Annotated in this window: 23 protein-coding genes and 5 pseudogenes; 7 read left to right on the top strand and 21 right to left on the bottom strand. The window is 65.5% G+C overall.

Going from position 1 to position 24,458, the window contains the following annotated elements:
- Positions 1-61 precede the first annotated feature (61 nt).
- Both DK389_RS35700 and DK389_RS19675 read left to right on the top strand, forming a co-directional pair.
- Positions 62-1,248 (top strand): annotated as a pseudogene (locus DK389_RS35700) (sodium-dependent bicarbonate transport family permease).
- A protein-coding gene (locus DK389_RS19675; RefSeq protein WP_109892052.1) for an IS3 family transposase occupies positions 1,164-2,338 on the top strand; the annotation gives its coding sequence in 2 pieces (ribosomal slippage) (positions 1,164-1,428 and positions 1,428-2,338; 1,176 coding nt in all). Before DK389_RS35700 ends, DK389_RS19675 begins: the two are co-directional and overlap by 85 nt.
- Before the next feature lie 12 nt (positions 2,339-2,350).
- Here the strand turns inward: DK389_RS19675 and DK389_RS19670 are convergent.
- The 7 genes and pseudogenes from DK389_RS19670 to DK389_RS19640 form a co-directional block, all read right to left on the bottom strand.
- A pseudogene (locus tag DK389_RS19670) lies at positions 2,351-2,506 on the bottom strand (SDR family NAD(P)-dependent oxidoreductase); the annotation flags it as partial.
- 42 nt (positions 2,507-2,548) lie between these two features.
- Positions 2,549-2,755, bottom strand: coding sequence for a hypothetical protein (locus DK389_RS19665; RefSeq protein ID WP_109892050.1), 207 nt, complete (start codon positions 2,753-2,755; stop codon positions 2,549-2,551).
- Positions 2,752-2,967, bottom strand: a complete 216-nt coding sequence (locus tag DK389_RS19660) for a hypothetical protein (protein ID WP_109892047.1) — start codon at positions 2,965-2,967, stop codon at positions 2,752-2,754. The genes DK389_RS19665 and DK389_RS19660 overlap by 4 nt, the downstream gene beginning before the upstream one ends.
- A 464-nt stretch (positions 2,968-3,431) precedes the next feature.
- Positions 3,432-4,427, bottom strand: coding sequence for a catalase family peroxidase (locus tag DK389_RS19655; protein ID WP_109892045.1), 996 nt, complete (start codon positions 4,425-4,427; stop codon positions 3,432-3,434).
- Between the two features lie 217 nt (positions 4,428-4,644).
- Entirely contained in the window at positions 4,645-5,829 is a 1,185-nt protein-coding gene (locus DK389_RS19650) for a cupin domain-containing protein (protein ID WP_109892043.1), read from the bottom strand.
- 184 nt (positions 5,830-6,013) lie between these two features.
- Positions 6,014-6,487: a hypothetical protein gene (locus DK389_RS19645; RefSeq protein ID WP_109892041.1), complete on the bottom strand. Its 474-nt coding sequence runs from the start codon at positions 6,485-6,487 to the stop codon at positions 6,014-6,016.
- Between the two features lie 163 nt (positions 6,488-6,650).
- The gene (locus tag DK389_RS19640) at positions 6,651-7,520 is read right to left on the bottom strand and encodes an alpha/beta fold hydrolase (protein ID WP_236961006.1); all 870 of its coding nucleotides are present in this window, start codon (positions 7,518-7,520) and stop codon (positions 6,651-6,653) included.
- Between the two features lie 122 nt (positions 7,521-7,642).
- Here DK389_RS19640 and DK389_RS19635 point away from each other — a divergent pair, with 122 nt between their 5' ends.
- Positions 7,643-8,620, top strand: a complete 978-nt coding sequence (locus DK389_RS19635) for a LysR family transcriptional regulator (protein WP_109896616.1) — start codon at positions 7,643-7,645, stop codon at positions 8,618-8,620.
- On the opposite strand, the gene DK389_RS33615 is transcribed toward DK389_RS19635, so the two are convergent.
- Together DK389_RS33615 and DK389_RS19630 are read right to left on the bottom strand one after the other, a co-directional pair.
- Positions 8,589-9,053, bottom strand: coding sequence for an aldehyde dehydrogenase family protein (locus tag DK389_RS33615; protein WP_210206686.1), 465 nt, complete (start codon positions 9,051-9,053; stop codon positions 8,589-8,591). The two genes, DK389_RS19635 and DK389_RS33615, sit on opposite strands and share 32 nt — an antisense overlap.
- Complete coding sequence (locus DK389_RS19630; RefSeq protein ID WP_210206684.1) at positions 9,053-10,093, bottom strand: aldehyde dehydrogenase family protein; 1,041 nt, start codon at positions 10,091-10,093, stop codon at positions 9,053-9,055. Before DK389_RS19630 ends, DK389_RS33615 begins: the two co-directional genes overlap by 1 nt.
- A gap of 304 nt (positions 10,094-10,397) precedes the next feature.
- Between DK389_RS19630 and DK389_RS19625 the strand changes: the two genes are divergently transcribed.
- Entirely contained in the window at positions 10,398-10,703 is a 306-nt protein-coding gene (locus DK389_RS19625; protein WP_109892037.1) for a hypothetical protein, read from the top strand.
- A gap of 172 nt (positions 10,704-10,875) precedes the next feature.
- Here DK389_RS19625 and DK389_RS19620 read toward each other — a convergent pair whose 3' ends face one another.
- The gene (locus DK389_RS19620; RefSeq protein ID WP_109892035.1) at positions 10,876-11,400 is read right to left on the bottom strand and encodes a cytochrome P460 family protein; all 525 of its coding nucleotides are present in this window, start codon (positions 11,398-11,400) and stop codon (positions 10,876-10,878) included.
- A gap of 210 nt (positions 11,401-11,610) precedes the next feature.
- Between DK389_RS19620 and DK389_RS19615 the strand changes: the two genes are divergently transcribed.
- Positions 11,611-11,955 (top strand): hypothetical protein, encoded by a 345-nt coding sequence (locus DK389_RS19615; protein WP_109892033.1) that lies wholly within the window; start codon positions 11,611-11,613, stop codon positions 11,953-11,955.
- Here the strand turns inward: DK389_RS19615 and DK389_RS19610 are convergent.
- The 7 genes and pseudogenes from DK389_RS19610 to DK389_RS19580 all read right to left on the bottom strand — a co-directional run.
- A complete protein-coding gene (locus DK389_RS19610; RefSeq protein WP_236960187.1) occupies positions 11,946-13,043 on the bottom strand; it encodes an OprO/OprP family phosphate-selective porin in 1,098 nt (365 codons plus the stop codon). The genes DK389_RS19615 and DK389_RS19610 overlap by 10 nt on opposite strands.
- A gap of 343 nt (positions 13,044-13,386) precedes the next feature.
- A complete protein-coding gene (locus tag DK389_RS19605) occupies positions 13,387-13,566 on the bottom strand; it encodes a hypothetical protein (protein WP_162560723.1) in 180 nt (59 codons plus the stop codon).
- A gap of 415 nt (positions 13,567-13,981) precedes the next feature.
- On the bottom strand, positions 13,982-14,989 hold the full coding sequence (locus tag DK389_RS19600) for an MBL fold metallo-hydrolase (RefSeq protein WP_109892027.1): 1,008 nt from the start codon (positions 14,987-14,989) through the stop codon (positions 13,982-13,984).
- Positions 14,990-15,090: 101 nt separating this feature from the next.
- A pseudogene (locus DK389_RS19595) lies at positions 15,091-15,546 on the bottom strand (nuclear transport factor 2 family protein); the annotation flags it as partial.
- Between the two features lie 69 nt (positions 15,547-15,615).
- On the bottom strand, positions 15,616-16,587 hold the full coding sequence (locus DK389_RS19590) for an MBL fold metallo-hydrolase (protein ID WP_109892023.1): 972 nt from the start codon (positions 16,585-16,587) through the stop codon (positions 15,616-15,618).
- A 62-nt stretch (positions 16,588-16,649) separates the two neighbouring features.
- Positions 16,650-17,471 (bottom strand): alpha/beta fold hydrolase, encoded by an 822-nt coding sequence (locus DK389_RS19585; protein ID WP_109892021.1) that lies wholly within the window; start codon positions 17,469-17,471, stop codon positions 16,650-16,652.
- 231 nt (positions 17,472-17,702) lie between these two features.
- Positions 17,703-17,837 (bottom strand): annotated as a pseudogene (locus DK389_RS19580) (alpha/beta hydrolase); the annotation flags it as partial.
- Between the two features lie 98 nt (positions 17,838-17,935).
- Here DK389_RS19580 and DK389_RS19575 point away from each other — a divergent pair.
- Positions 17,936-18,103: pseudogene (locus tag DK389_RS19575) on the top strand (helix-turn-helix domain-containing protein); the annotation flags it as partial.
- A gap of 234 nt (positions 18,104-18,337) precedes the next feature.
- Here the strand turns inward: DK389_RS19575 and DK389_RS19570 are convergent.
- The 3 genes from DK389_RS19570 to DK389_RS19560 form a co-directional block, all read right to left on the bottom strand.
- Entirely contained in the window at positions 18,338-18,715 is a 378-nt protein-coding gene (locus DK389_RS19570; RefSeq protein ID WP_109892019.1) for a response regulator transcription factor, read from the bottom strand.
- Positions 18,716-18,883: 168 nt separating this feature from the next.
- Positions 18,884-19,546: a response regulator transcription factor gene (locus DK389_RS19565; RefSeq protein ID WP_109892017.1), complete on the bottom strand. Its 663-nt coding sequence runs from the start codon at positions 19,544-19,546 to the stop codon at positions 18,884-18,886.
- Complete coding sequence (locus DK389_RS19560; RefSeq protein ID WP_236960185.1) at positions 19,543-21,384, bottom strand: PAS domain-containing sensor histidine kinase; 1,842 nt, start codon at positions 21,382-21,384, stop codon at positions 19,543-19,545. Before DK389_RS19560 ends, DK389_RS19565 begins: the two co-directional genes overlap by 4 nt.
- A gap of 864 nt (positions 21,385-22,248) precedes the next feature.
- On the opposite strand from DK389_RS19560, the gene rclC reads away from it, so the two are divergent.
- Complete coding sequence (rclC, locus tag DK389_RS19555; RefSeq protein ID WP_109892013.1) at positions 22,249-22,884, top strand: reactive chlorine resistance membrane protein RclC; 636 nt, start codon at positions 22,249-22,251, stop codon at positions 22,882-22,884.
- 107 nt (positions 22,885-22,991) lie between these two features.
- Here rclC and DK389_RS19550 read toward each other — a convergent pair whose 3' ends face one another.
- Positions 22,992-24,344: an IS701 family transposase gene (locus DK389_RS19550; RefSeq protein WP_109892011.1), complete on the bottom strand. Its 1,353-nt coding sequence runs from the start codon at positions 24,342-24,344 to the stop codon at positions 22,992-22,994.
- Positions 24,345-24,458 lie beyond the last annotated feature (114 nt).

The following is a 24,458-nucleotide window of genomic DNA, read 5'->3' as shown; positions in this document are numbered from 1 at the left end:
GGCTCCTCAACAAAGGGTCCGTTCGAACCAGAGGCGCCCGCGCCGTCCATTGATTTTCTCAATGAGTTTAATAGGGCTGCTGCTATTTACGTTGGGCGCCAGCTTTATATTGTTCTGGCTGAGTAGAGGCCGAAAGATCTTGTGCGTCCAGAGGTCCATTGACGGACCAGGGCAGCTTCTCCCTTGTCCGATGTCAAATCCAGATTGGAAAGCGATCAGTATGACAGCTCTTGAACTCGCCCAAGCGAATCTTCTATCGCCGGCTGTCCTTTGCTTCGCCCTTGGCGCTGTCGCCGCCATTGCGCGATCTGATCTCCGACTGCCCGAAGGCGTCTTCGCTGCTCTTTCGATGTACTTGATGGTCTCAATTGGCCTGCGTGGCGGTGCGGAGTTGCGGGATGCGGATCTTGCTCAGGTCGTCGTCCCAATGGTCGGTGCCCTCGGCCTTTGTTGTTTGATCCCGCTCTGGAGCTACGCGGCTTTGCGCCGTTTTGGCGGTCTCTCGGTCGAGAACGCTGCCGCCCTTGCGGCTCATTATGGTTCGGTCTCAGCTGTGACCTTCGCTGCCGTCACCACGATGCTGGACCGGCAGGCGATCCCCTACGAGGGTTACGCTGCAGCGCTTCTCGCAACGATGGAGGTGCCAGCAATCGTGGTCGCCATCGCCCTGGTACGCCTAGCACAGGCTGCTGCAACCCACAGTGTTATGGTGGGCCAGAGCGGCGCCTTAACAGTCGGAGGATTCCCTTTCAGGCCAAACGCCGATCAGCCCTCGGTTCTTGCCGAAGTCCTCTCATCAAAAAGCATTGTTCTGCTCGCTGGCGGGCTTGCGATCGGTGCCCTTGTCGGGCCGGCTGGGCTCACAAAGGTGAAGCCATTCTTTGCGGATCTCTTCCCGGGCGCGCTTTGCCTGTTCCTGCTTGAGCTCGGCCGTCAGGCCGCAAGCCGGTGGGGGCATTTCGATCGGTCGGGCCCGTTCTGATCGGTTTCGCGCTGCTGACCCCCTTGTTGCATGCAGCTCTCGGTCTTGGCTTAGCCCACGCTGTCGGCATGTCTCTCGGCGGTGCCATCATCCTTGCGACCTTGGCCGCCAGTGCATCTGATCCGCCCCCACCGGAATGGTCCGCCCTTTGGTATGGCTTTTCAGCCTGGAGGACGGATCGATGTCGAGGAAGCGACCCAAGCCTGAGGAGATCGTTGCCAAGCTGCGGCAGGCGGACGTGCTGGTCGGCCAAGGTCACAGCGTAGCGGAGGCGGTCCGCGCGATCGGCGTGACCGAAGTGACGTACTATCGCTGGCGGCGTGAGTACGGGGGCCTGAAGACGGATCAGGTCCGACGCATGAAGGATCTCGAGACCGAGAACCAGCGGCTGCGGAAGGCGGTGGCCGAACTCACCCTGGACAAGCTGATCCTGCAGGAGGCGGCTCGGGGAAACTGACCAGCCCCGCGCGCCGGCGCGCCTGTGTCGAGCACGTGATGGACGTCCTGCACGTCTCCGAGCGCCGCGCCTGCCGTGCGCTCGGGCAGCATCGCTCGACACAGCGCAAGGTGCCGCGGGGCCGCGATGACGAGGCGGCGCTGACAGCCGACCTCATCGAGTTGGCGCGCCGGTATGGGCGCTATGGCTACCGCAAGATCGGAGCCCTGCTGAAGGCCGCCGGCTGGCTCGTCAACGACAAGCGGGTGGAGCGGATCTGGCGACGCGAGGGGCTGAAGGTGCCGACCAAGCAGCCCAAGCGCGGGCGGCTGTGGGAGAGTGACGGCTCCTGCATCCGGCTGCGGCCTGAGCACCGCAACCACGTCTGGTCCTACGACTTCGTCGAGGCGCGAACTCATGAGGGGCGCAAGTTCCGGATGCTCAACGTCATCGACGAGTTCAGCCGGGAGTGCCTGGCGATCCGGGTTGAGCGCAAGCTCAGGGCGGACGACGTCGTCGCGGTGCTCTGCGATCTGTTCAGCTTGCGCGGGGTGCCCGCTCACATCCGTTCAGACAATGGCCCGGAGTTCGTCGCCAAGTCTGTGCAGAGCTGGATTGCGACCGCGGGAAGCAAAACAGCCTACATCACACCGGGCTCGCCATGGGAGAATGGCTATGTTGAAAGCTTTAACGCACAGGTCCGTGACGAACTCTTGGATGGCGAGATCTTCTACACGCTCAAGGAGGCGCAGATCATGATCGAGGACTGGCGACGCCACTACAACACCATCAGACCCCACGGTGCGTTGGGCTATCGGCCGCCAGCCCCAGAGGTGTTCGTACCAGCCTCGACCGCTTGGAAGGCTGTGTTGGACCAACCCAACAAGCACCTCGTAGAGAAAACGCCAACTCTGCACTAACTTTCAGCCCGGACCACCCCATGGGGGCCGATCAGCGTCGAGCTCCGCTTGACGTCTTCCCGTCATGAACACGCGTGCGCCTTCCTGTGCGAACCGCCTTGCGGTCGCGAGCCCAATTCCGCTGTTCGCGCCGGTCACGACGGCGACCTGTCCTTGAAGTCTACCCATGTTGGTTCTCCTCGAATGAGTGATGGAAGCCCGTCTGCGAGCCTACGGATGGGTCCCGCACGTTGCGGGCGGCCGGGCACGATGCCCGTGCTTGCGGACATCGAACGCTGCCTGGATCAGGCGGGCAGCCAGGAACTCAGCCATGTCGGCATCGAGCGTCAGGACCACAGCCTCGGAGCGATCCGGCCGACTGACATCGATCTCGATCATGGAGCCGAGAACGGTGACGGAGGCGATCTCGTCGATCATATCCTGGCTCCGTCGTCGGTCGGCGGCTTGCCGCAGCGCCACCGGTCCACGCGCCACCCGGGATGGCGGCTCTGCCAATCGGCCATCTGCGGTTGGGCGACCACGAGGCAGCCCATCGGCGTCGTCACGCTCTCGTCAAAGATGTGAACCCGCTGCTCGCAGTGGACGGGACCGGCCACGAGGCACGCCATGAAGTAGAGCCCATAGAGCATGATCGTCTCCTTCGGTCGTCTGTACCAGGGATCGCTGCAACACCCGGCTGCAGGCCGAAGTACAGATCGTCCAAACAGATTGCGCTGTGCTTTGACAATCTGACAACTGGGCTATGAAGTATCAACTATACCTGAGTATGACCATACTCAGGTATGGCGAATGGATGTTTTGTTCCGTGCAGACTTTTTCAGCGAACTGGAGCCGAATTCGACGTTGGTTCGCGACGTTGCAGGTTCGGCAATCACTTCTGCCGGAGCGGTGAGTAGGGCTGCTGTGCGTTGCGCTGCATTGCGGGACGATGCGGACCGTTACAGCAAGCTGGAGCTGACCCGGTTCATCAGGGCGCACGGCTTGCAGACGAGTTGATCGAATACTCGGCGGAGGCTCAGCGCCGGCATGGATGCGACGATTGCGGGAACGGGTCCGATCGAGATCTGACACCTGCGCGCGAAGCCGGTCAGCTCTACTGCGTCCGGCGCCCGAACGAGACCGCGTAGGCCTGGACGCGGGCGTCGATCAGCGGGTCGTCGGACACCTCGATCCCGTCGGTCAGCGCGTTCGGCATGAACAGAAGCGCCTTCTCGGCACTCGCGCTGTCGGGCACGAGGCGCGTCACCGTCAGGGTGCCGAGATCGACCGTGCGGCGGTCGTCCGGCCAGGGCTTCGTGGCGTCGCTCGTCGGGTCGCCGTCCTGCGCGAGCTGGGCGAGCACCCGGAACTCGGCGGGCCCCTTGGCGAGGCGCGGGCCGATCTCCTCGGTCAGGTAGTTCGGGGCGCGCGCCTTCGCCTCGTCCTCGCTCAGGATCTCCTCGCCCTGCACGGGCATGAAGCGGTAGCGGAAGGGCTGGCGCTTGCCGTCCTTGTCCACGAAGACGAAGGCGTTGACGCCGTTGTAGGTCTGGCGGGCGAAGCTCGTCGGGCTCTTGGCCGTGCCGCCGGCCGCGGCCGCGGCCGGGTGGCTCTTCGCGAAGGTCTCCAGCGGCGTCGGGTGCGGCGCGTCGGGCCCGCTCCTGGCGGCGGCGATCAGGAGGTCGCGGAACTCCTCGCCCGTGGCGACGGGGAAGAACTTCAGCGCGTTCACGACGACGTCCATCTCCGAGCCGTCGGCGAGCTTGAACTTCAGGGCCATGCCGTGCGGGTTGGCCTGGACCGAGCCGTCGGGGATGGTCGGCAGGCCGGTGGCGTCCGAGAAGCGGACGGTGACGGGCACCGCGGGCCCCGCGAAGACGGACGCCTTGCTGAGCTTGGCGCTCTCGGGCGAGGGCGTGAAGCTGCCCTCCGCCACGACGCCCTTGGCGTGGTTGGCGCGGAAGCCCGGATGCTTGCCGAACAGCGTGTTCAGGGTGTCGACCGTCTGCTCGGCGATCAGAGCCGGTTCGTCGGCCCGTGCAGGCGATCCGAGGAAGAGGGCGACAACGCTGGCAGTCACGGCGAGATGGGCGCGCGAACGGTGCGACATTTTTCAGCTCCAATCCGGCTCGATGCCGACTATGGACATCCGGCCAATCGACCGGCGAGGGACGCAGGAACTTCCCGCGGCGCCGATGGCTATCCGCGGAAGGTCCGTCTTGCTTTCCGCATCTGCGCTCGTCCCGGCAATCCTGGCTCGAAACCGAAATGCTGCCGGCTTTGGCCTAGCAGGGTCATCGCGCCTCGCGGGCATCGGCAGACCACGATCAGGCTTGGCCGAGCTTCCGGATTGTCTCCTGCGGCACGCCTGCGAAGTTGTTGCCCAGCAGATAGCGCGGGCTCGACTGCACCCACTTGTTCAGGTCGATCTCTTCGAACTTACCGTCGTCCCAGGTCTGGACAATCTCCAGATCCTCGTCGCCTACGTTCCGGATCGCATGACCGAAGCCCTGCGGGATGTAGGCGACATCGCCCGGCTTGAACTCGGCCACCTTGCCCCGTCCGCCCGAACCGAACATCGCGACCTGCCCTCTGCCGCGCAGGTAGTAGTGCCACTCGTTTGCGTTCACGTTCCAGTGCAGGTTGCGCATGGCGCCGGGCTTGATCGTCATCACGCCCCCCGACATCGACTTCGAGATTGGCCACTCGTCGACCGATGCGAGGCGGAACGTGCCACCCTCGAACTCGCGCACGGCTCTCGGATCGCGTAGCAGACGGAACTTGTGGGTGGACTCGCGGGGCCACGGCGCCTCCACGGCATCGGAGACTGGGACGACAGGCCCGGCTTGGATGTAGACCTCGCCTTTCGGGAACGCGTCGAACAGGTCCTTAGGCAGACCGAAGTCGAGAGCGAGCAGGTCCTTGGGTGTCACGTCGATCCAGTCGGTGATCGAGAAGGTGCCATGTTCCGAGAAGGCGCCGTTGTTGAACGACAGGATGAAGTGGCAGGGCTTGTCGCCGATGGTCTGGATCGAGTGGCCGTGACCCTTGGGGAAGAACCACAGGTCGCCCGGCTCGTAGTTGTTGATCTCGCTTGCACCGGACGGATCGAGGACCACGGTCTGGCAGCGCCCGTCGATGACGAAGGCCCACTCGGCCGCGATCGCGTGCCAGTGCAATTCGCGCGAGGCACCTGGCTCCAGGAACATGTGGACGCCGGCAAGGCCTTTGCTGATCGGGAACTGGTGGACGGTCGCCTCCTTGGCCCAGCCGCCGGAAGTGACCTTCGGACGCGATCCGTCGAGCGAGTATCGGAAATCCGGCAGATCACCCACATCCTTCGGGTCGTGATAGGCGACCGCGGCTCCGGGCGGTAGCGAGACGGATGCGCGTCCGAAGCCGCCTTCGCCCGGGCTGCCCTTGTCGCGGTCGAGTGCAGCGGCGCTGCCGGCCATCATTCCGCCGACGCCGATAGCAGCAGCTCCGAGGAAGGCACGTCTATTGGCATCCATGTGTCACGCTCCCAAGAATGAAGGTAGGTGGACGGCCGGCTACGCTGCCGGAACTTTCCCCGCCCCAGATCGGCCTCCGACGAAGATCGGTCTCTCATGGATCGCCCGGGGCAGCTGGCGGTGAGTTGAAGCAGCTAGGCGGAGGACCGCTCATCTCGTGATGGTCCTCCGCGCTCGAGCATCGTCAGTCGCGCGGTAGATCGTTGGCCGGGCCGCCCGCGTGGGAGCCGGCGTAGCGGTAGGCCGGAGCGCGCCACTGTTTCTCGACCGGCTTGGGCGAACCGTCAGGGATCAGCGCGTCCGCCGGCCCGCCTGCGTGCTGACCCGAGTACCGGTAGGCCGGCGCGCCGGCGTGGTGTTCGACGGGCCGCGGCGTGCCGCCAGGGATCAGAGCGTCGGCGGGACCACCGGCATGCTGGCCGGAGTAGCGGTAGGCGAGCGACGCGGTCTCCGTGGCGCGCCGGCTGCTGCTCCACTGGATTGGAGCGACGTAGCTCCCGACGGCACGATCGGCGCCGGATGCAAGGGTGCCAACGGGGGCCTGCCCGGCGGGGACATCGAAGCGGGCTCCCCAGGCATTGATGGTTCCCGTTTCCGCAGCCAGGGCCGAGCCCGTCATGGCGGCGAACGCGGCGGCGATCAACAGAGTGCGGGTCATGGCAATTTTCTCCATCGGGCTCAGGCCGCATCGTGCGGCCTGTCGATGGACTGAAATCTATCGTGCAGGGTTGGCTTCTGAATTCAGACGCTCGTGTGCATGATTACAGCATCGATATGCCGGACTCATACGAACGTATGGGGCTTCGTCTGCTCGATGGCCATCAACGACTGCCGACAGACCGATCGAGGAAAGCTCTGATCAACGGTGCGATCTCGTCGAGCTTGTCTTCGAGCGCGAAGTGGCCGGTGTCGAACAGGTGCAACTCGGCATCGGGCAGATCGCGCAGGTAGGGATGCGCGCCATCGGCCGGGAAGATCGTGTCGTTCTCGCCCCAGACGATCAGGGTCGGCGGCCTGCGCTCGCGGAAGAAGGCCTGGAATTGCGGGTAGAGCGGCACGTTGCTGCCGTAGTCGCGGAACAGGTCGAGCTGTATGTCCCTGTTGCCCGGCCGATCGAGCAGCACCTGGTCGTGCAGCCAGTTGTCCGGATCGATCCGGGAGACGTCGGACACGCCGTCGACGTACTGGAACTTCGTCGTCTCCGGCTGGACGAGGAAGCCCAGGGCTTCGCGCCGCTCCGGCGTGTCCTCGCGCCAGTACGCCTTGATCGGATCCCAGAACGCCTTCAACCCCTCCTCGTAGGCGTTGCCGTTCTGGATGACGAGCGCGCTGACGCGTTCGGGATGCTTCAGTGCCAGCCGGTAGCCGACCGGAGCACCGTAATCCATCACGTACATCGCGTAGCGCTCAACCCTGAGCTGGGTGAGAAGGCCATCCACGATCTCTGCATAGTGCGCGAAGGTGTAGGCGAAGCTCCTGTGGTCGGGAGCATCGCTCTGGCCGAAGCCCGGATAGTCGGGCGCGATGACACGGTACCGGTCGGCCAGGAGAGGGATGAGGTTGCGGAACATGTGCGACGAGGTCGGGAAACCGTGCAGCAGCAGCACGACCGGCGCGTCCGCAGGGCCCGCCTCCCGATAGAAGACGCCCACGTCCTCGACCTTGACAGTACGGTAATGAGTAACCGGGATGCCGACGGAACTAGTCACGGTCACCCTCCTCGCCTCTAGCTAGTTGCCGAAAGTTAAGGCATCGAATGCGGGAGCAGAACGCCTAGTGTACGGGAGGCTAGGTTTCGCGAGGCGGAACAATGATCGATCGTCTCGACGCGATGCGGGTGTTCGTCGCCGCTCTGGACGAGGGCAGCCTCGCGCGCGCGGGTCGGCGCCTGGGCCGCTCGCCGGCTGCCGTGACGCGAGCCATTGCCGCTCTCGAAAGTCATGTCGGGGCCCAGCTCCTGCACCGGACGACGCGGCGCCTGCAGTTGACCGAGGCCGGCGAGCGGTACGCCGCCGTCTGCCGCCGCGTCCTCACGGACCTGGAGGAAGCCGACCTCTCGATGGCGGGAGACAAGGCCGCCCCGCGCGGCGTCCTGACGGTCACCGCTCCGGTGATGTTCGGGACACGGGTGCTGCGCCCGATCGTGGGCGAGTTCTTGAGGATGCATCCCGCGGTGCAGGTCCGCTTCCTGCTGCTGAACCGGATGACGAATTTCATCGACGAGGGCATCGACGTCGCACTCCGGATCGCTCCGCTCCAAGACTCCAGCTTGATTGCGGTCCGCATCGGCGAGGTGCGCCGTGTCCTTTGCGCGTCGCCGAAGTATCTGGAATGCCGGCCGAAGATCGAGTCCCTGTCCGATCTGGCCCGGCACGACTGCATCGGGATCGAACCCACGAGCCCCACCGATATCTGGAGCTTCCCGCCCGCTGTCGGGGGCCGGATCGCGCGGACGGTTCGGATCAAGCCCCGCCTCATGGTCAACACCGACGAGGCTGCCGTCAGTGCGGCCATCGACGGCGAGGGTATCGTCAGGATGTTCTCCTACAAGATCCAGCATGAGGTCGCGGGCGGCAGCTTGGTCGTTCTGCTCCCGGAAAGCGAGCCTCCGCCCGTGCCCGTGCATCTGGTCACCTCGTCCGAGCGGCTGGCGCTCGCCAAGGTCCGGGCCTTCATGGATTTCGCCGCCTCCCGTTTGAGGGCCGACTTCGACCGGATGACGCCGCACCGCTCTCCGGATCTGCTGGTGGTAAATCAGGTCACCGCCGCAGCCGTGGGTCGGCTTGCGTGACGCGGCTGCGCACCGTGAAGACGCCGCCGCCCGACAGGATGGCGCTGCGGGCGAGCAGACGGCCGTTCTCCCAGTTGGAGAGACCGAGCTCGGGTTGGTTCAGGGCGTACTGCCCATCCACCCAGCGAGTGAATCCGTCGCCTACGAAGGGCGCGTTCACCGTGTCGTAGAAGCGCCGATATGCCGCCGGATGCCGGCTGATCAGCGAGGCCACGAATTGCGGGCTGTAGCGGTTGAACAGCGCTACTGCATGATCGAGATCGTCCACGATCTTCAGGCTGACCTCGGGCGTGTCCTCCCACTCCCATTCGCGGCCGAGATCATGCTCCGGCTGGATTTCCGTCAGCGGCTCGACGCGTTCGCCCTCGGCCCGCCGAACCCAGACGGTGGCGGCCTGCCACGCGGACGGTAGAACGGCCTCGTCACCGGCCACTACGTGGAGCTTGCAGCCGTGCCCCGAGATCGCCCGGCAGCCTCCAGCGCCGCCAGAAAGACCGGCACGAGATCGGACACCCGCGCCCGATGGATGCAGCAGACGTTCAGGGTGTTGCAGACCTTCCGGTCCAGCGAGGCCTCGACCGCCGCGGCGAAGCGCTCCGGATCCGCATCGTGGTCCGCCACCATCCACGCTCCGCCCGTCCCATGCAGGCTGACGGCGGTTCCGGCCTGCCGGGCGACACTTCCGAGCTGGGCTACGGCCTGTCCCGAACCGCGCGCCACCGCCAGGGAGAGGCGCCGATCCGCGAAGAGCGCCCAGCCAGCCGAGCGCTCGGGACTCTCGACGAGGGAGATGGCTCCGGGCGGAAGTCCGGCCTCCAGCAGAGCCGGAGCGAGGGCATGCCGCATGATGGCCTGCGCCGTGCCGAGCGCGTCGCTGCCGATGCGGAAGACGGCCGTGTTGCCGGTGCGCAGGACCCCGGCTGCATCGGAGAGGACGTTCGGACGTCCCTCGAAGACGAAGCCGACCACACCGAGCGGCGCAGCTACCTGCTCGATCGTCCATCCGGGATGAACGATGCGTTCCACGACGCAGCCGCGCGTCGTCCCAAGATCTCGCCACGCGCGCAGGCCAGCGATCATGTCCTGCCGCATCCGCTCGGTTGCGACGAGGCGCGTAATCGAGCGGCCGCTGCTCTGCGCGCGCTCCGCGTCGAGCCGGTTGGCCTCTGCAATCACGCTCCAGATCGAAGAATCCTCCAGGAACGCGGCGAAGCGGTCGAAGAACCGGTCGATCGCCTGATCCGGGACGGCCGACATTGCCCGAAAGGCGGCGTGGGCCCGATCCACTGCGGTGGTCGCCAGGGCCATCTGAGCCGCTGGGATATGCAGGAGATTGCCGGTCTCCTGTAGAACGAGCAGGTGATCTCCTTTCCGGAAGCGCTCCGCGAGCTCCGGCGTGATCACGGCTGCACGTGTGCCACCGAAGGGCACGAGAGACCCGGGAATGAGGCGGTCGAGGGTGACGATCGTCATGGGAGCAGGCGCATATGGCAATCCGGTCCCACATGCCAGTTGCGGTCGCCGTCGTGCCGGCGATGCAGGGAAGGAGTTCGGATGGATAGCCGGACGTCATTTCGGGGTCGGCGGCCTTCGGGGACACGGGATAGCTCAGCTGGTGATAGGCTGCCGGCCGACGGGAAAAAACCTTTGTATGATCTCGTCGCACCCAAGTACTCCAAATAAAGCCGGACGTACAAGTTACGGATGTGGGGCAGATCTATAAATTCATCTCCATCGGCGACCGGCCTTGGCGCCGCCAACTCGATGGAGATCTACCATGACCCGCAATCTCGTTTTCGCTCTCGCCCTGCTCGCCGGCACCGCCGGTCCGGCTCTCGCCGAAGGCACCCACACGATCAACGCCTGGGGAGCCCGCTTCGAGGTCCCGAACGCTCCCGTCAGTGGCCCTGCCATCGGTGCGCCGTCCTCCTACGACAATCTGGTTCCGGTGGCCCGCAGCGTGCCCCGCGCCTATAGCTCCGTGAACGGCAACGTCTCGGTAGCTCAGCCCTCCGCGTCTGTCTCTGCGCCCACCCGCCAGATCAACGTGTGGGGCGCCCACTTCGACGTGCCGGCCTACTGATGGTCGACGCATCCTGCGGCTTCGATCGGAGGCGGCCGAGCATGCTCAGCCGTCCCCGCTCGTTCCCGCCCGTTCTCCAGGGACAGACTGGCCGATGTCGGGTCTTCGTTTCCGGCATCGGCAACGCGTCCTGCAGGCATTCGCAGCGCTTGTTCGATCTGCCGCCGGTGCCTCAGGGTGCGTAACGCGTGAAGACGAAATCGTCCGGCTTGTTCACGCGGGCATGACAGGGGAAGCAGGTGTTCATTAGTGCCTCGCTGCGGTTCGGCTTGCCATCCTCGAACTGGCCGTAGCCCCAACCGCCCGTCTCGGCGTACTTCTTCGAGTCCTTGACGCTGAACTGGATGTTCGTGGCAGGTCCGGGAACGAACGACTGGACTTGGCCGAAGATCGCGTTGTTCTCGTCCGACGCCACATACTTCCAGGCCAACCTTGCGATGATCGCACCGTCCGGGAAAGGACGCGTCCCCTCCCGGTAGGCTTTGACCGCGATCTCGTTACCGAGAATGGCGCGCAGATCGTTGAGATTGCCGGCTTCGTGGGCCACGCTGATCAGCTGCCAGTCGCGATATCCCGCCGGAAGCTTGACGCCGAAGATCGGAGAGCCGTCGTCGTCGGCGCTTCCCGCCGCGACAGGCAACAAGGCGACGACACACGCCGCCGCGAACACAGCCGACGATAGGGACGTCTGCTTCATCGACCCACCCTCTCTACCGCCCCACATGGCCGCCACAATTTCTCGGCGAAATCAAATATTACTTGGCACGGTACGACTCGGCAGGTTGCCAGTAAAGTGTCGGAGTTTGGTCGGCAGGAGACGAGACATGGAACTGCTGAGGAAAATCGATGCCGCACCTGGCGATTATTTCGACTACGAGCAGATAATGATGCGGCCGCTAAGGAGGTCATGGCAGCCGTGGAGCGGTACAGGGGGAGCTTGGAGACGGACGTCCTGTCCACCGGTCGGGATCTCCTCGCCGTTAAGGCGAGGGCCGAGCACGGCCTCTTTCTGAGGTGGGTTCGGGCTGAGATGGGCTTCTTGGTCCGGACGGCCCAGCGGTACATGCACGCAGCAGCGCAGCTCTGGCTCGAGCGCGAGAGCGTCGCGCATCTGGCACCGACCGGGTTCCACGCGATCGCGTCGCCGTCACGCATCGCTCCGCAAGGCGACCGCGGCGCGTATCGAGACCGGCAAGCCCGTCGCGCTCGAGGCGCTGGGAAAGCGACCTCGCTCTTCCGGGACTACCAATAGAGCTGCAGCCGAAACTCGGCGATGTCCGCCTCGATGTCCCTGCGGTCGACGGCGGGTGAGCCCTTCGCACTCGCGTAAATGTAGTTGGCCATCAAGCGAATGTTCCTGTCAGGGTACCAGTTCAGACCCGCCGTCCAGTTGCGCTCGACGCCACCCCGAATCCCGCCGTCCTTGAGGTCGAGGAAGCTGAAGCGGCCGGCGAGCTCGAATACGCCGATGCCGCCCCGGGTCAGCCGCTGCTCCTCACCGACCTGTACGCCCTTGAAGATTGCGAGATCGGCTCCGTAGTTGGTCTTCAGCTGATAGGGCCGGCCCTTGCCGTTGATGACCCAGGCCCCCTCGACATAACCTCCTTCGAAGGTGGCACCCGGCAGCAGACCGTCGCGCCCAACCCGGGCGAGGATGTACTCGCCCTGCACGCGGAACGGGCCGTTCTGGTAGGCCGCCTCGATACCGAGGCGGGCGAGATCAGCCGCGTTCCGGATGGGGCCGGTGTTGATGAGGCTGGTCTGGAAGACGAACGCCTCCGGCTTGGAGGAGAAGGCGAGGCTGCGGTCGTTCTGGTCGTAGGAGCGGAAGCTGCCGGCGATGCCGAGATGCAGTACCTCGGTCTCGCTCAGGATCGGGGCGTAGGTGGCGCGCACCGTTCCGGCGATGCCGCCGAGCTCGACGCCGGTGTTAATGTTGCCACCGAACACGCCGCCCGTCAGCGTCCAGCGACTACCATAGGTTGCGCTCGAGAAACCGGTGTTGCGGGCCGGCACGAGAGCATCCGGCAAAGCACGCTCGACGAAGGTGGTGTTGTTGTCGCTGATCAGCTGTTGGAGGCTGAACGGCTCCTTGTAGTTGCCGAAGGAGACGACGAGCCCCTCGACGCCGCGATAGGCGGCGGCCGCATCCTGGATCGGCGTCCGGTCGGTGTTCACGTCGTACTGGAAGGCGAGCTCGATCGCGTTGTCGATCGTCAGGTAGGTCTCGATCCAGGCGCGCCGGACCTCGATGTTCGATCCGAACCCGTTGGGGATCCGTGGGCTGGTGCCGCCGAAGGCGGGATCGAGCTGCAGGCGGCCTCCGATCCGGAACTTCACCACCTCGTCCGCCGACGTGACTGTTATGCCCCGCTCGTCGAGGGTGACGCCTGGGATGCCAATATCCGATTGGACGAAGCGAGGCAGCGAGAGCCGTGCTTCGGAACCGCTCGCGAGGCCCGGTGTGAAAGAGCCCGCAGCGAAAACGCCGAGTACGATGCAGGATAGGCGCCGGAAGCATCTCGGGAAGCTGCGATACATCGCGGAGCGTCCTCATGGAACATCGCGCTCATCAGGATCGTCCTTCGCAACTCCGGAGTCACTGTTCATAGGAAGACGCAACGCCGCTTCTTCAGCCGCTGCGGCGCATAAGTGACAATCGCAAGCCGAGACCCCGCACGCGTCAGCCGCGACCTCGGAGTACCGCTTGGAACACGGCGAGGCGGCCGACCACCAGTTCCGAGGCATCCGGCACGTCCGATCCCAGGCAGCGCTCGACGCACCGGTACGCCACGAACAGCGCCGGGTTCGGAACCCCAATGAAGAGCTGCTGGCGCCGGTCTCGCCGGTCGATGACCAACATCATATCCCGTGGCTCGCCAAGGGCGGCATATTGTGCCCGGAACATCTCGACGGCTCGTGCTTCGCATCCGCCGCCGGGACCAAGTCTTGCCCAGTACATGGCCTGAACTCCCATATCGGTTCGAGGATGCATGACCGGGTTGGTCGATAGGCTGAGATCGTGCAGATGCAGTATCTGCTGCGACGCGGCTCTTTCATCCTCGTCGAAATTGATAGGAGTTGGCCTGCCGCAGAGATATCCGACCTTTGTTGCTATGGATGAGACTTGAGTCTACGGATTCATACGGCCGTATATCGCAAGGTGGGCCAAGGCCCCATACAAACGGATCGATCAAGGGCTGCGGCTCGCAGACATCGTGGCCTGCCCGACCTCCGATCAGGGGTCATCCTGCCGCCGCGGCCTTCGAGCGCCACGGCTACGTGCGACGCACTCCGCGGCCTAGTGGCCGGCTCTCGGAAGCCGGACGCGGCGCCCTGCGGCACTCACTTCCGGGCACCGGCGGCTCATGGTGCACCGGGACATAGCGGTAGCCGGGGCCGTCACGCTCGGCGTGACCCACACCGGGGTAGGGCCAGTGGTAGCCGAGCAGCTTCGTGTGTTCGCTCGCCGCGCGATCCAGCAGGCGCCTGCGGCTTGCGATGGCCTGATCGTCGTCGGCGTCGAACCCGAAAGTCCATGCCGGATGCGGGAAGAAGATGGAAGGGGTCGTCACGACATCTCCGACGATGATCAGTCCGTCGCCTCCCGCAACCTCGAAGGAGAGATGCCCCGGAGTATGGCCCGGTGTCGCGATAGCTTGGATCCCCGAGACGACCTCGTCACCTGGACGGATCATGGTCACCCGGTCGCGTATGGCCGCATACTGGCGTCGGGCTCCCGTTGCAAACGGGTGTTGCGCGCTCGGCAGCTTCGTCCAGACGTCCTCGCCGTTCCAGAAATCCCACTCGGCCGCACCGGAGTAGTAGGTGGCGTTCGGGAAGCGTAGCGTTCCGTCGGCCAGCACGGTCCCCCAGATGTGATCCGGGTGTCCATGAGTGAAGATCACCTTCGTGATGCTGGCTGCGTCGATGCCTGTCGACAGAAGATGGTGCGAGAGCCGGCCAAGATCTGCCTGGAAGCCGACGCCGCCGGTGTCGAACAGGATCAGGTGGGCGCCGCTCCGGATCAGCGCTATGTTCGCTGCCGGCTGGTAGTTCCCGGAGACAATGGCGGCCGCCTCCAGCGCCGCCGCCCGCTCGCGCACCGGCACCTCCGGGGCAAGAAGCGAGGTGGGCAGCACCAGATGTCCGTCGCTGAGGACGACGACCTCGTGGTTTCCGTGCCGGAATCGGCGAGCCTCTGCCTGCGACGTGTCGCCGGTTCGGCCGGGCGACAGGCCGGAAGGCGAACCGAAATCGTTCGCTGGGTGGATTCCGTTGATCATGCAGCCACCTTCGAGGGCAGCAAGCCCATGTCGGAAACGGGCCGAGACGCCTGTCGCATGACTTCCTGAAGCATCCAGGAATGGCTTGAGACTGGGATGCGTTAAAACCCGAAGTCGCTCAAGCCAAGATGGGCGTCGGGGCGCCGCCCGAGCGGCCAGTGGAACTTGCGGTCGGTCGGTGTGATCGGATGCTCGTTGATGCTGGCGTGCCGTGCTCGCATGAGGCCGTCCTCGGCGAACTCCCAGTTCTCGTTGCCGTAGGTCCGGAACCAGTTGCCACTGTCGTCATGGTACTCGTAGGCGTAGCGGACCGCGATCCGGTTGCCTGCGAAGGTCCAGAGTTCCTTGATCAGCCGGTAATCGAGTTCCTTCGCCCACTTCCGTGTCAGGAACGCCTCGACCTCCTCGCGCCCGACCAGGAACTCGACCCTGTTCCGCCAGCGCGTGTCCGGCGTGTAGGCCAGCGCCACCTTCGCGGGATCGCGGCTGTTCCAGCCGTCCTCCGCGAGCCTGACCTTCTCGATGGCACTCTCCTGCGTGAACGGCGGTAGCGGGGGCGCGACATCGCACTTCTCCCTGTTGGACCGTGGTTGTGCCGGACGGGGATCGAGCGCTGGCCCGAAGGGCTAGCAGCCCTCGTGGACCAGCTTGGTGAAGAACGCGGGATCGATGACGAAATTGCCCCACTTGGCGTCGTAGGCCGCCGTAGGTCTGGCCGCGACGATCTCGTCCAGCGATCGTCCTTGCCGCTTCAGGGTCGCGACGTTTGTACGAACGGCGACCAGCATATCGCGGAACTCCCGAAGCTCGGACCGGTCGCTGACCGGATGGCCGTGGCCGGGGACGACCACCGTGTCGTCGGTCGCGATCTCCAAGTTCGCCTCGGCGGCCTGGATCGATCCGTCGATGCTGCCACCGGTGGAGTAGTCGATGAACGGGTAGGCCCCGTTCCAGAACGTGTCGCCGGTGTGCAGGACGTCGGCTTCCTCGAAATGAATCGAGATGTCGCTGTCGGTGTGGGCCGGGCCGTAGTAGTTCAGAGCGACGGTGGCGCCGTTCGCCGTCAACTTCCGCTCGGTCGCGAACACCTCGACGGGAAGCGCCGACGCGGCGGCAGGCGGGAAGTCGAAGTTCCAGTCCTCGACCCGCTGGGCCATGGCGAGATGCTTGCGGGTGTTCTCGTGCGCGAGGATGCGGGCGCCTTCCGCCTGCAGCCATTCGTTGCCGTCGGCGTGATCGAAGTGCCAGTGCGTATTGATCAGCCGCGTGATCGGATCGGGACCCAGGGTTGCCAGCGTCGTGGCGACCTGGGGCCGCGAGACGCCGATGCCTGCATCCACCAGCAGCTTGCCGTCGGAGCCGGTCAGAACGGCTATGTTGCCGCCCGAACCCTCCAGGGCGAAGATGCCGCCGCGAAGCTTGTGAACCGTGATCGGCGTCTTGGCGGCCTCGGATTTGATGAGATCGACGATGCCGCGCGCCTCGGCGAAGACTCGGTCCGGCGTCGGCCTTTCGTCGCTCGCCGCACGGCCGGAAGCGGTCATGCCGCAGATGCAGAACCCGCGGCGCGAGAGCGAATGCCGGGATGCGACAGACATCTCGTTCTCCCTTCAGGCCGGGTTTGCCGGCCGCCTCCATGTCGTCCGCATCGTGCAGGCGTCTACGGGTTCAGGAACGACAGCAGGTCCTCGTTGACCCTGTCCTTGAGCGTGGTGCACATGCCGTGCGGCGCGCCCTGGTAGACCTTGAGGGTGGCATCCTTGATCCTCTTCGACGATTGCAGGGCCGAGGCGGCGATTGGCACGATCTGGTCGTCGTCGCCGTGGAGGACCAGCGTCGGTATGTCGAACCGGCCGAGATCCTCGGTCAGATCCGTTTCCGAGAAGGCTTCGATGCAGAAGTACGATGCGGGGAAGCCTGCCATCATGCCCTGCAGCCAGAACGACTCGCGCACGCCTTCCGAAATCGTCGCGCCGGCCCGATTGTATCCGTAGAAGGGCAGGCTCAGGTCTTTCCAGAATTGGGACCGGTCCGCCTGCACGCCCGCCCGGAGCTGATCGAACACCTCGATCGGAGTCCCTACGGGATTGGTCGCCGTCTTCAGCATCAAGGGCGGAATGGCGCCGATGAGGACCGCCTTCGACACGCGCTCGGTCCCATGGCGCCCAATGTAGCGGGCGACCTCCCCGCCCCCGGTGGAATGGCCGACATGGACCACGTCCTTCAGGTCCAGCGCTTGAACCAGCGCGGCGAGGTCGTCGGCGTAGGTATCGAGATCGTTTCCGGTCCAGGGCTGGCTCGACCGGCCATGGCCGCGGCGGTCGTGGGCGATGCAACGGTAGCCTCGCGAGGCCAGAAAAAACATCTGGTCCTCGAAGGCGTCCGCGCTGAGAGGCCAGCCGTGGCTGAACACGACGGGCGGTCCTGCTCCCCAGTCCTTGAAGTAGATTTCGGTCCCGTCGGCGACCTTGATCGTTCCCATGATGAGGATCTCCTCGGACCGATCGTCCCGGCCAGTCTATGCCGATCGCCGGGACGCATGAACGTCCAGCTTGACCTCGACAGCGGTCAGCCACTCAGCGTACGAAGTCCACGCCGGGCGACATCGATCAGCGTGCGGATAGCCGATCCCGCGATGCGAGCGTCGCCCAGCCGAGCGGAAGGACGCAAATGGCCCCCGAGATCCGTCAGGGTGCGCCGTGGTTCACGGCAAGGTCGGGAAACCGTGCAGCAGCAGCACGACCGGCGCGTCCGCAGGGCCCGCCTCCCGATAGAAGACGCCCACGTCCTCGACCTTGACAGTACGGTAATGAGTAACCGGGATGCCGACGGAACTAGTCACGGTCACCCTCCTCGCCTCTAGCTAGTTGCCGAAAGTTAAGGCATCGAATGCGGGAGCAGAACGCCTAGTGTACGGGAGGCTAGGTTTCGCGAGGCGGAACAATGATCGATCGTCTCGACGCGATGCGGGTGTTCGTCGCCGCTCTGGACGAGGGCAGCCTCGCGCGCGCGGGTCGGCGCCTGGGCCGCTCGCCGGCTGCCGTGACGCGAGCCATTGCCGCTCTCGAAAGTCATGTCGGGGCCCAGCTCCTGCACCGGACGACGCGGCGCCTGTAGCTGACACCGCAGCGCGACGACCCATTTCCGGGTCGGCTGTGGCCCGCCCAGCCAGGGACCACAGCCTGATCCTGTGCGCGAACTTCGAGTTCAGCGATGCGTGCACGCAGCGGAACCGCCACCCGCTCGACCTCGGCCAAGTCTCCCGAATGTCCGATCCGGCATCGCTCTGCGGATACGCTTTTCGCGTGCCGCTGCCTCACCCTGAAGTTGGGATGTCCGAGAAGACGGTCATTCCGCCGGACTGCCCACTGCCTCCTGCAGGCAGCGGACGATCGCATCGCAATCGCAGGGCTTGCGGAGGAAGCCACTGGCGCCGGCCGCCAGGACGCTCTGGCGGACGGTCTCGGTCGGGAAGGCCGTGACGAAGATGATCGGAATGCGGTGCGCCGCCGCGATCAGGGCCTGCTGAAGCTCGACGCCGTCCAACTCCGGCATCTGCACATCGGTGATGAGGCAGGCCGGCTCCTGCTCGGCGCAGGCCTGCAGGAACTCGCTTGCCGAGGCGTAGGTCCGGGCCGCGTAGCCGAGCGAGCGCACGAAGCTACCCGTCGCGACGCGCACTCCCTCGTCGTCATCCACGATCGCGATCACCGATGTCTTGGACATGAGGTTGGACCTCGGGTTCTACCCGGCCGATTTGGCCGGGTGGAGGAACCCCGAACCGGATATGGGCCGTTCGTCCCACACCCGAAATCATACTCAGGTTTGCCCCGGACCTTCGTTGGCATGCTCAAGTCCGAACCACGAGTCGGCTCGGTTCTTCGACAGGTCCAGCTACGTCCGGTCAGTCTTGGCTATGCCGAGCGCCTCGGCCATGCGGACGAGGTCGGCGAGCGAGCGCGCGCTCATCTTGCGCATCACGTTGCCGCGGTGGATCTTCACGGTGATCTCGCTGAGGCCGAGATTGCCCGCCACCTGCTTGTTCATCAGCCCGGCCGTCACCTGCGCCAGCACCTCGCGCTCGCGCTGGGTCAAGGTCTCGTAGAGCGCGGCGAGCGCCTCGTGGGCGAGCTCAGCGTCGCGGCGGCGGGCGTCGCGCTCCAGGGCGACCGCGACCGCGTCGAGCATGTCCTGGTCGCGGAAGGGCTTCGCCAGGAAGTCGACGGCGCCGGCCTTCATGGCGCGCACCGACATCGGGATGTCGCCGTGGCCGGTCATCAGGATGATCGGCAGGCGGATGCCGAGCCCCGCCATCTGGCCCTGGAAGTCGAGGCCGCTGAGCCCGGGCAGGCGCACGTCCACGACGAGGCAGCCGGGCCCGTCCGGGCGTGAGCTCTGCAGGAACTCCGAGATCGACGGAAAGGTCGCGACCGTCAGATCGACGGAGCGGAACAGGCCCGACAGCGCCTCGCGGAGCTCGCCGTCGTCATCGACGACGAAGACCGTGGGTCGCAGCGAGGACGTGTCTCGCGGTTGGCTCCCTGTGCTGCGGATCATGCTATGCTCTCATGGGTGACCGGGACGGTGAGGTGGAAGGCGGCGCCGGGGCCAGAAGCTTCTCCGATCCAGAGGCGACCGCCATGCGCCTCAATCGTGGTGCGGCAGATGGCAAGCCCCATCCCCATCCCGTTGCCCTTTGTCGTGACGAACGGCTTGAAGATCGAATCGGCAATCTCCGGCGCGATGCCCGTGCCGCTGTCGATCACGGCGATCCCGACCTCCTTCCCGTCGCAACTCGCTTGAATGGTGAGAACGCGGGGGCGCTCCGATACGCCGGCCATGGCCTGGATACCGTTGACCATCAGATTGATCACGACCTGCTGAAGCTGGACGCGGTCGCCCAGAATCTCGGGGAGGTCCGGTTTGATCTCGCGCCGGGGCACGACGCCGTGGCGCATCATCTCCTGCTCGATCAGGAGCAGCGCCTCGTCGATCATGTCGACGAGATCGATACGTTCCCGGAGCGTCGGGGCCTTGTTCAGGAAGCTGCGGATGCGGGAGACGATGTCGCCGGCCCGAGTGCCGTTGGAGACCACACGCATCAGCGCCGCCTGCGCCTCCTCAAGGTCGGGCACCGGGCGGCGAAGCCAGCGCAGGGCCGCCTCGCCGTTGGTGACGATGGCGGCTAGCGGCTGGTTGACCTCGTGGGCGATCGATGCCGTGAGTTCGCCGAGCGTCGAGACGCGTAGGGCATGAGCCAGCTCGGCCTGAAGAGCGAGGAGCGTGGCCTGCGCCTCCTTGCGCTCGCTGATGTCGACGGCGAAGACCAGTACGCAGCCGTACCCGCCGACGTCGGGCGGGAAGGTGATGCCGAACAGGATCGGCACGAGCTCGCCCGAGCGCGTTCGGATCTGACTCTCGCCCTCGTAGAAGGTCTCGCCTCTTGCAATCGCCAGGAGCGCGCGTGGGAAGGTCGGCTCATCCTCCGGGAGGATGTCGTCGAGGTGACACAGGGCTTGTGTCTTCGAGTCGGCTCCGAGCAGCCGCAGGGTCACGGCGTTGAGGTCGACGATGCGCACGGATTGTCTCATCCGCCGCACGAAGTCGGGATGCTCCGCTAGGTACGTCTCGACGTCGGCCGTCCCGGCGAGGTCGTCGAGAGCCGCCTTCACGGGCGTCCAGTCCTGCTGGAGGATGGAGACGCGGGTCGTGTCGAAGATGGTGCGGTAGCGGCGCTCGCTCTCGACGAGGGCTTCGTGCGCGCGGCGGCGCTCGGTTATGTCCGTGTTCGTCTCCAAGACCGAGACAGGCTCGCCGCGCGCGTCCCGCTGCAGCGCCCAGCGGCTCTCGACGATCGCGGTCCGTCCGGACCGCACCGTCTGCACGAGCTCGCCCTCCCAGCGCCCCGTCCGCCTCAGCTCCCCCCGGATCGCCTCCCGGGGCATCGGGAAGACGGTGCGCAGGAGTTCATGCACGTTGCGGCCGAGGGCCTCGTCAGCGCGGAAGCCGTAGAGCTCCTCCGCGCCACGATTCCAGAATCTGACGATGTCGCCACGGTCGCGCACGAAGATCGAATCGTGCGTGAGATCGAGGAGACTCGCCTGCTCGGCAAGCCGCTCCGCGGCAGCCTGGTTGCGAAGCGCTAATGCCGTGCCGATCGCGATCGCCGCGAGGCTCACGAGCGCCCGCACCAGAGCCGCGTCCGTATTCAGCAGACCATGCGCCGGGAGATAGGCGGCCACCGTCAGCGTGATGCAGACGGTGGCCATCGCTATCACGCCTCGGCTCCGGAAGGCGCGGGCGGCGATCAGCATCACGACGACGTAGAGGACGGCGACAGCCCCTTCGAGCGGGGTCAACGCGTCGATCAGGAAGATCGCGAGCGCGAGCCCCACGGCGAGCCAGCCCGATGCGGTTCCGCTTCGACCCTGCCGATCTCCCGGAGCGCCGCCACTGCGACTGGACCACGTCTCCGCACGCGAATCCCGTCGCAGGGCTACCGGATCAGGTGTGGCGCTGCTCCGCATCCGACGTCTCCTCGTTTGCCGACCCTAGCTGCACGGCTCGTAAGGTCCGCCTTCTCCCCGCTGCGGAGATGAGGCTCACTGCTCCCGCCTAGCGCAGGCTTCCGCCTGAGGACTGTGTCTGATCTGCATGGATTTCACGTCGGCCGAGGGCTCAGCACGAAATCTGGAAGACATCGGAGCGCGGTCCGGATCACGTCAAGCCACAATCCCATCCCTTTGTATGGTCTTGCGACTGGCATGTATGTCCGTTGCAACCGCGCGTCTGAATGAAAGTAACAGTCTGATCCTTGAATATCCATCCATCGGCGAACTGCTTTCGCACCGCCGTACTATCGATGGAGATTCAGACCATGAAGTGCAACCTCATCCTCGCCCTCGCCCTGCTTGCCGGAACCCGGGGGCCGCTCTCGCGGACGGTAGCCGCACGATCAACGTGTGGGCAGCGAGTTGAGCGTCCCTGCACAAGGTCCCGGTGGGATCCTGAGCGGGCGCTCGAGCACATCCGGCACCATGACGGCCGGTTCGGCAAGCACATACGTCAGCCTGCGTAACGCGAGGTCCGCTGCTCCGACACGGCTCGATCCGTTCGGTGCTTCGTCCAGCTCGACCGAGCTCCGTCCCGGGCAGTGGCGCTCCTGCCCGTGGTGCTGAACCGCTTCACGAGACGGCACCTCCGGCTTCGGCGGAACTCAGTTCCGCCTGCCACGAACTGACGAACTAGGGATTCAGGTCATGAACACGTACATCCGTCAGGCCCTCGGGCTTGTCTCGGGACCGCTCTCCAGTCGCATCGGCCTTCACGCGGTGCGCATTGCCATCGCGATCGTCTTCCTTTGGATCGGCGGCGTGAAGTTCGCTCCCTACGAGGCCGACAGCATCACGCCCTTCGTCGCCCACAATCCTGTACTGTCGATGTTCTACAGGCATCCCGACCAATACGCCCGACACATGACACGCGAAGGCGAACTGAAGCCCGCCGAGCGCGCGTGGCAGACCGACAACAACACCTACGCGTTCTCGGACGGCCTCGGTGTCGTCGAGATCGGCATCGGTCTGCTGACCCTTGTCGGACTGTTCTCGCGCCGCTGGGGGATCGTGGGCGCCGCACTCGCGTTCGCCACGCCGTTCGTGACCCTGTCGTTCTTGGTGACGACGCCGGAGGCCTGGGTGCCGGCGCTGGGCGATGCGCAGCACGGCTTCCCCTACCTGTCAGGTGCCGGCCGGCTCGTGCTGAAGGACGTGCTGCTGATGGCTGGCGCGTGGCTGGTGCTCGCCGATAGCGCCCGAGCCCTCCTTGGGTACATCGACGAGCTGCCGTTGAGCAGCACCACCCGCATCTCGGGCCGCGTCGTCGCACGGAGTAATTGAGCATCGAGGACGCTGCCTCTCGGCAGCGTCCAACACCGATCCCTTTTCGATCGTCGGTTTCGAATACGGTGTCACAACCGACACCCTCTAAGCTCGACTTTGGCCGATCATGCGGCTTGGCAGAGGGCGTAGGCCCAGGGGCAGGGCAGGACGAAGCGCGGTTTCGGTCTGTGGCGTTGGCGGCGGGACATCACAGAAGTCTGTTCACGCCAGAGCGCGTGGCGCACCGCCGTGAGAGCGTCGACGAAGGTCGGCTTTGGTTTGGCGTACCATGCCGTTGTCGTGACCTGGGTACGTTTGCGGATCGGCAGACGGCTGGAGAGCAGCGTGACGATCGAGAACAGCGCGAGTAGGCAGGGTGTGGTGCGGGCAATCGCCTTGTCCGACCACTGTCGCTGGGTTTCCACGCCGAGGTGAGCGCGAGCCTCCTGGAAGGTGACCTCGACATTCCAGCGGCGCACGAACCAGGACACAATCTGCACCGGCTCGCGGTCGAGGTCGGTGCAGAGAAGGGCCTGAGGTGCAAAGCGGTTCTCGGGATCGCGCACCAGCACCCACCGGAGCGGCACGACGGGTAGGCCGCCGTGCCGCCAGACTGCAGTCGCAGAGGCGATCTCGATGGTGCGCTCGCCTGCACCGTACCAGCCGGGCACGACGATCGTATGCCACCTGGTGCGCGGGGTCGTGAGCACGTCGGACAGATTTGGCAGCCTGGCGCCTTTGGTGCGCGGACGTCCAATCGTGCCCGGCGGCCGTGGCGGGGCAGGCTCGTAGAGCGCCGCGTCGAGCCGCAGGCGGGTGATCGCCGTGATGCCGCCGCGGCGCATCGCGTCGAGGAACAGCAGAGCCGAGAAGCCGCTGTCGCCGACCAGCACGAGGTCGCGGCCCGGCAGCCAGCGACGGGCCTGAAGGGCGAGTTGGGGTCCGACGTCGAGCAGCGGCTTGTACCGGCATCGCTTCACGCGGCAGGCGCGCTCGGACGGCACCAGCGCGGTGAGGACCGGCAGGGCCCAGACGCGCTCCGCCCAGGAGACGGGGGCGAGCAGCATCAGGCTCATCCAGCGCAGCCCGCTCGCTTTGACGAAGTGAGCACCCGAGGAGCGGACCGGGTCGCGGTAGATGCCTTTGGCCGCGATGCGCTTGCCACGGCGGCGCTCGATCGTGTCGTCGAGCGCCAGGATGACCGGACCGCGCGGCGCGAAGGCTGAGATCAGCATCTCGAGCAGGATGCGACTGCCGGTCCGGGGACACCAGGCGGCGCGGTTGAGCACGCGATGGACGTTGACGAAGTGCCGGTCGCGTGTGTGGCCGGTGATGCGCAGCACGTTCGTCACGGTGCGCCGACCCGGGACAAGGATCGCGCCAATCAGCAGAAGCTGGGCATGGCGCCAGGAGCGATGGACGAACAGCGGCGCAAACGCCAGGATGATCCCGGCGAAGCGGGCAGGCAGGGAGGGCATGGCGGTGTCTCTTGCAGGAAACAGCGCCAGCCTACGCGTCACGCCCGCTTCGTCACCTCAGCCCACACAACACGCCGCAAATGGCCAAAGTCGAGCTAAGACCCCGTTTCATAA

Origin of the sequence: Methylobacterium durans, from assembly GCF_003173715.1 — a bacterium.
In the GTDB taxonomy this organism is placed as follows: Bacteria; Pseudomonadota; Alphaproteobacteria; order Rhizobiales; family Beijerinckiaceae; genus Methylobacterium; species Methylobacterium durans.
This window is presented reverse-complemented; position numbering and strand designations above follow the sequence as displayed.

Excerpts from the sequence above, each read along its gene's own strand:
- DK389_RS19600 (WP_109892027.1), bottom strand. The coding sequence starts at position 14,989 with ATGATCAACGGAATCCACCCAGCGAACGATTTCGGTTCGCCTTCCGGC.
- DK389_RS19585 (WP_109892021.1), bottom strand. The coding sequence starts at position 17,471 with ATGGGAACGATCAAGGTCGCCGACGGGACCGAAATCTACTTCAAGGAC.
- DK389_RS19550 (WP_109892011.1), bottom strand. The coding sequence starts at position 24,344 with ATGCCCTCCCTGCCTGCCCGCTTCGCCGGGATCATCCTGGCGTTTGCG.
- DK389_RS19660 (WP_109892047.1), bottom strand. The coding sequence starts at position 2,967 with ATGCTCTATGGGCTCTACTTCATGGCGTGCCTCGTGGCCGGTCCCGTC.
- rclC (WP_109892013.1), top strand. The coding sequence starts at position 22,249 with ATGAACACGTACATCCGTCAGGCCCTCGGGCTTGTCTCGGGACCGCTC.
- DK389_RS19615 (WP_109892033.1), top strand. The coding sequence starts at position 11,611 with ATGGCAGCCGTGGAGCGGTACAGGGGGAGCTTGGAGACGGACGTCCTG.
- DK389_RS19605 (WP_162560723.1), bottom strand. The coding sequence starts at position 13,566 with ATGTTGGTCATCGACCGGCGAGACCGGCGCCAGCAGCTCTTCATTGGG.
- DK389_RS19650 (WP_109892043.1), bottom strand. The coding sequence starts at position 5,829 with ATGGATGCCAATAGACGTGCCTTCCTCGGAGCTGCTGCTATCGGCGTC.
- DK389_RS19655 (WP_109892045.1), bottom strand. The coding sequence starts at position 4,427 with ATGTCGCACCGTTCGCGCGCCCATCTCGCCGTGACTGCCAGCGTTGTC.
- DK389_RS19590 (WP_109892023.1), bottom strand. The coding sequence starts at position 16,587 with ATGTCTGTCGCATCCCGGCATTCGCTCTCGCGCCGCGGGTTCTGCATC.
- DK389_RS19625 (WP_109892037.1), top strand. The coding sequence starts at position 10,398 with ATGACCCGCAATCTCGTTTTCGCTCTCGCCCTGCTCGCCGGCACCGCC.
- DK389_RS19665 (WP_109892050.1), bottom strand. The coding sequence starts at position 2,755 with ATGATCGACGAGATCGCCTCCGTCACCGTTCTCGGCTCCATGATCGAG.
- DK389_RS19645 (WP_109892041.1), bottom strand. The coding sequence starts at position 6,487 with ATGACCCGCACTCTGTTGATCGCCGCCGCGTTCGCCGCCATGACGGGC.
- DK389_RS19570 (WP_109892019.1), bottom strand. The coding sequence starts at position 18,715 with ATGTCCAAGACATCGGTGATCGCGATCGTGGATGACGACGAGGGAGTG.
- DK389_RS19565 (WP_109892017.1), bottom strand. The coding sequence starts at position 19,546 with ATGATCCGCAGCACAGGGAGCCAACCGCGAGACACGTCCTCGCTGCGA.
- DK389_RS19630 (WP_210206684.1), bottom strand. The coding sequence starts at position 10,093 with ATGACGATCGTCACCCTCGACCGCCTCATTCCCGGGTCTCTCGTGCCC.
- DK389_RS19620 (WP_109892035.1), bottom strand. The coding sequence starts at position 11,400 with ATGAAGCAGACGTCCCTATCGTCGGCTGTGTTCGCGGCGGCGTGTGTC.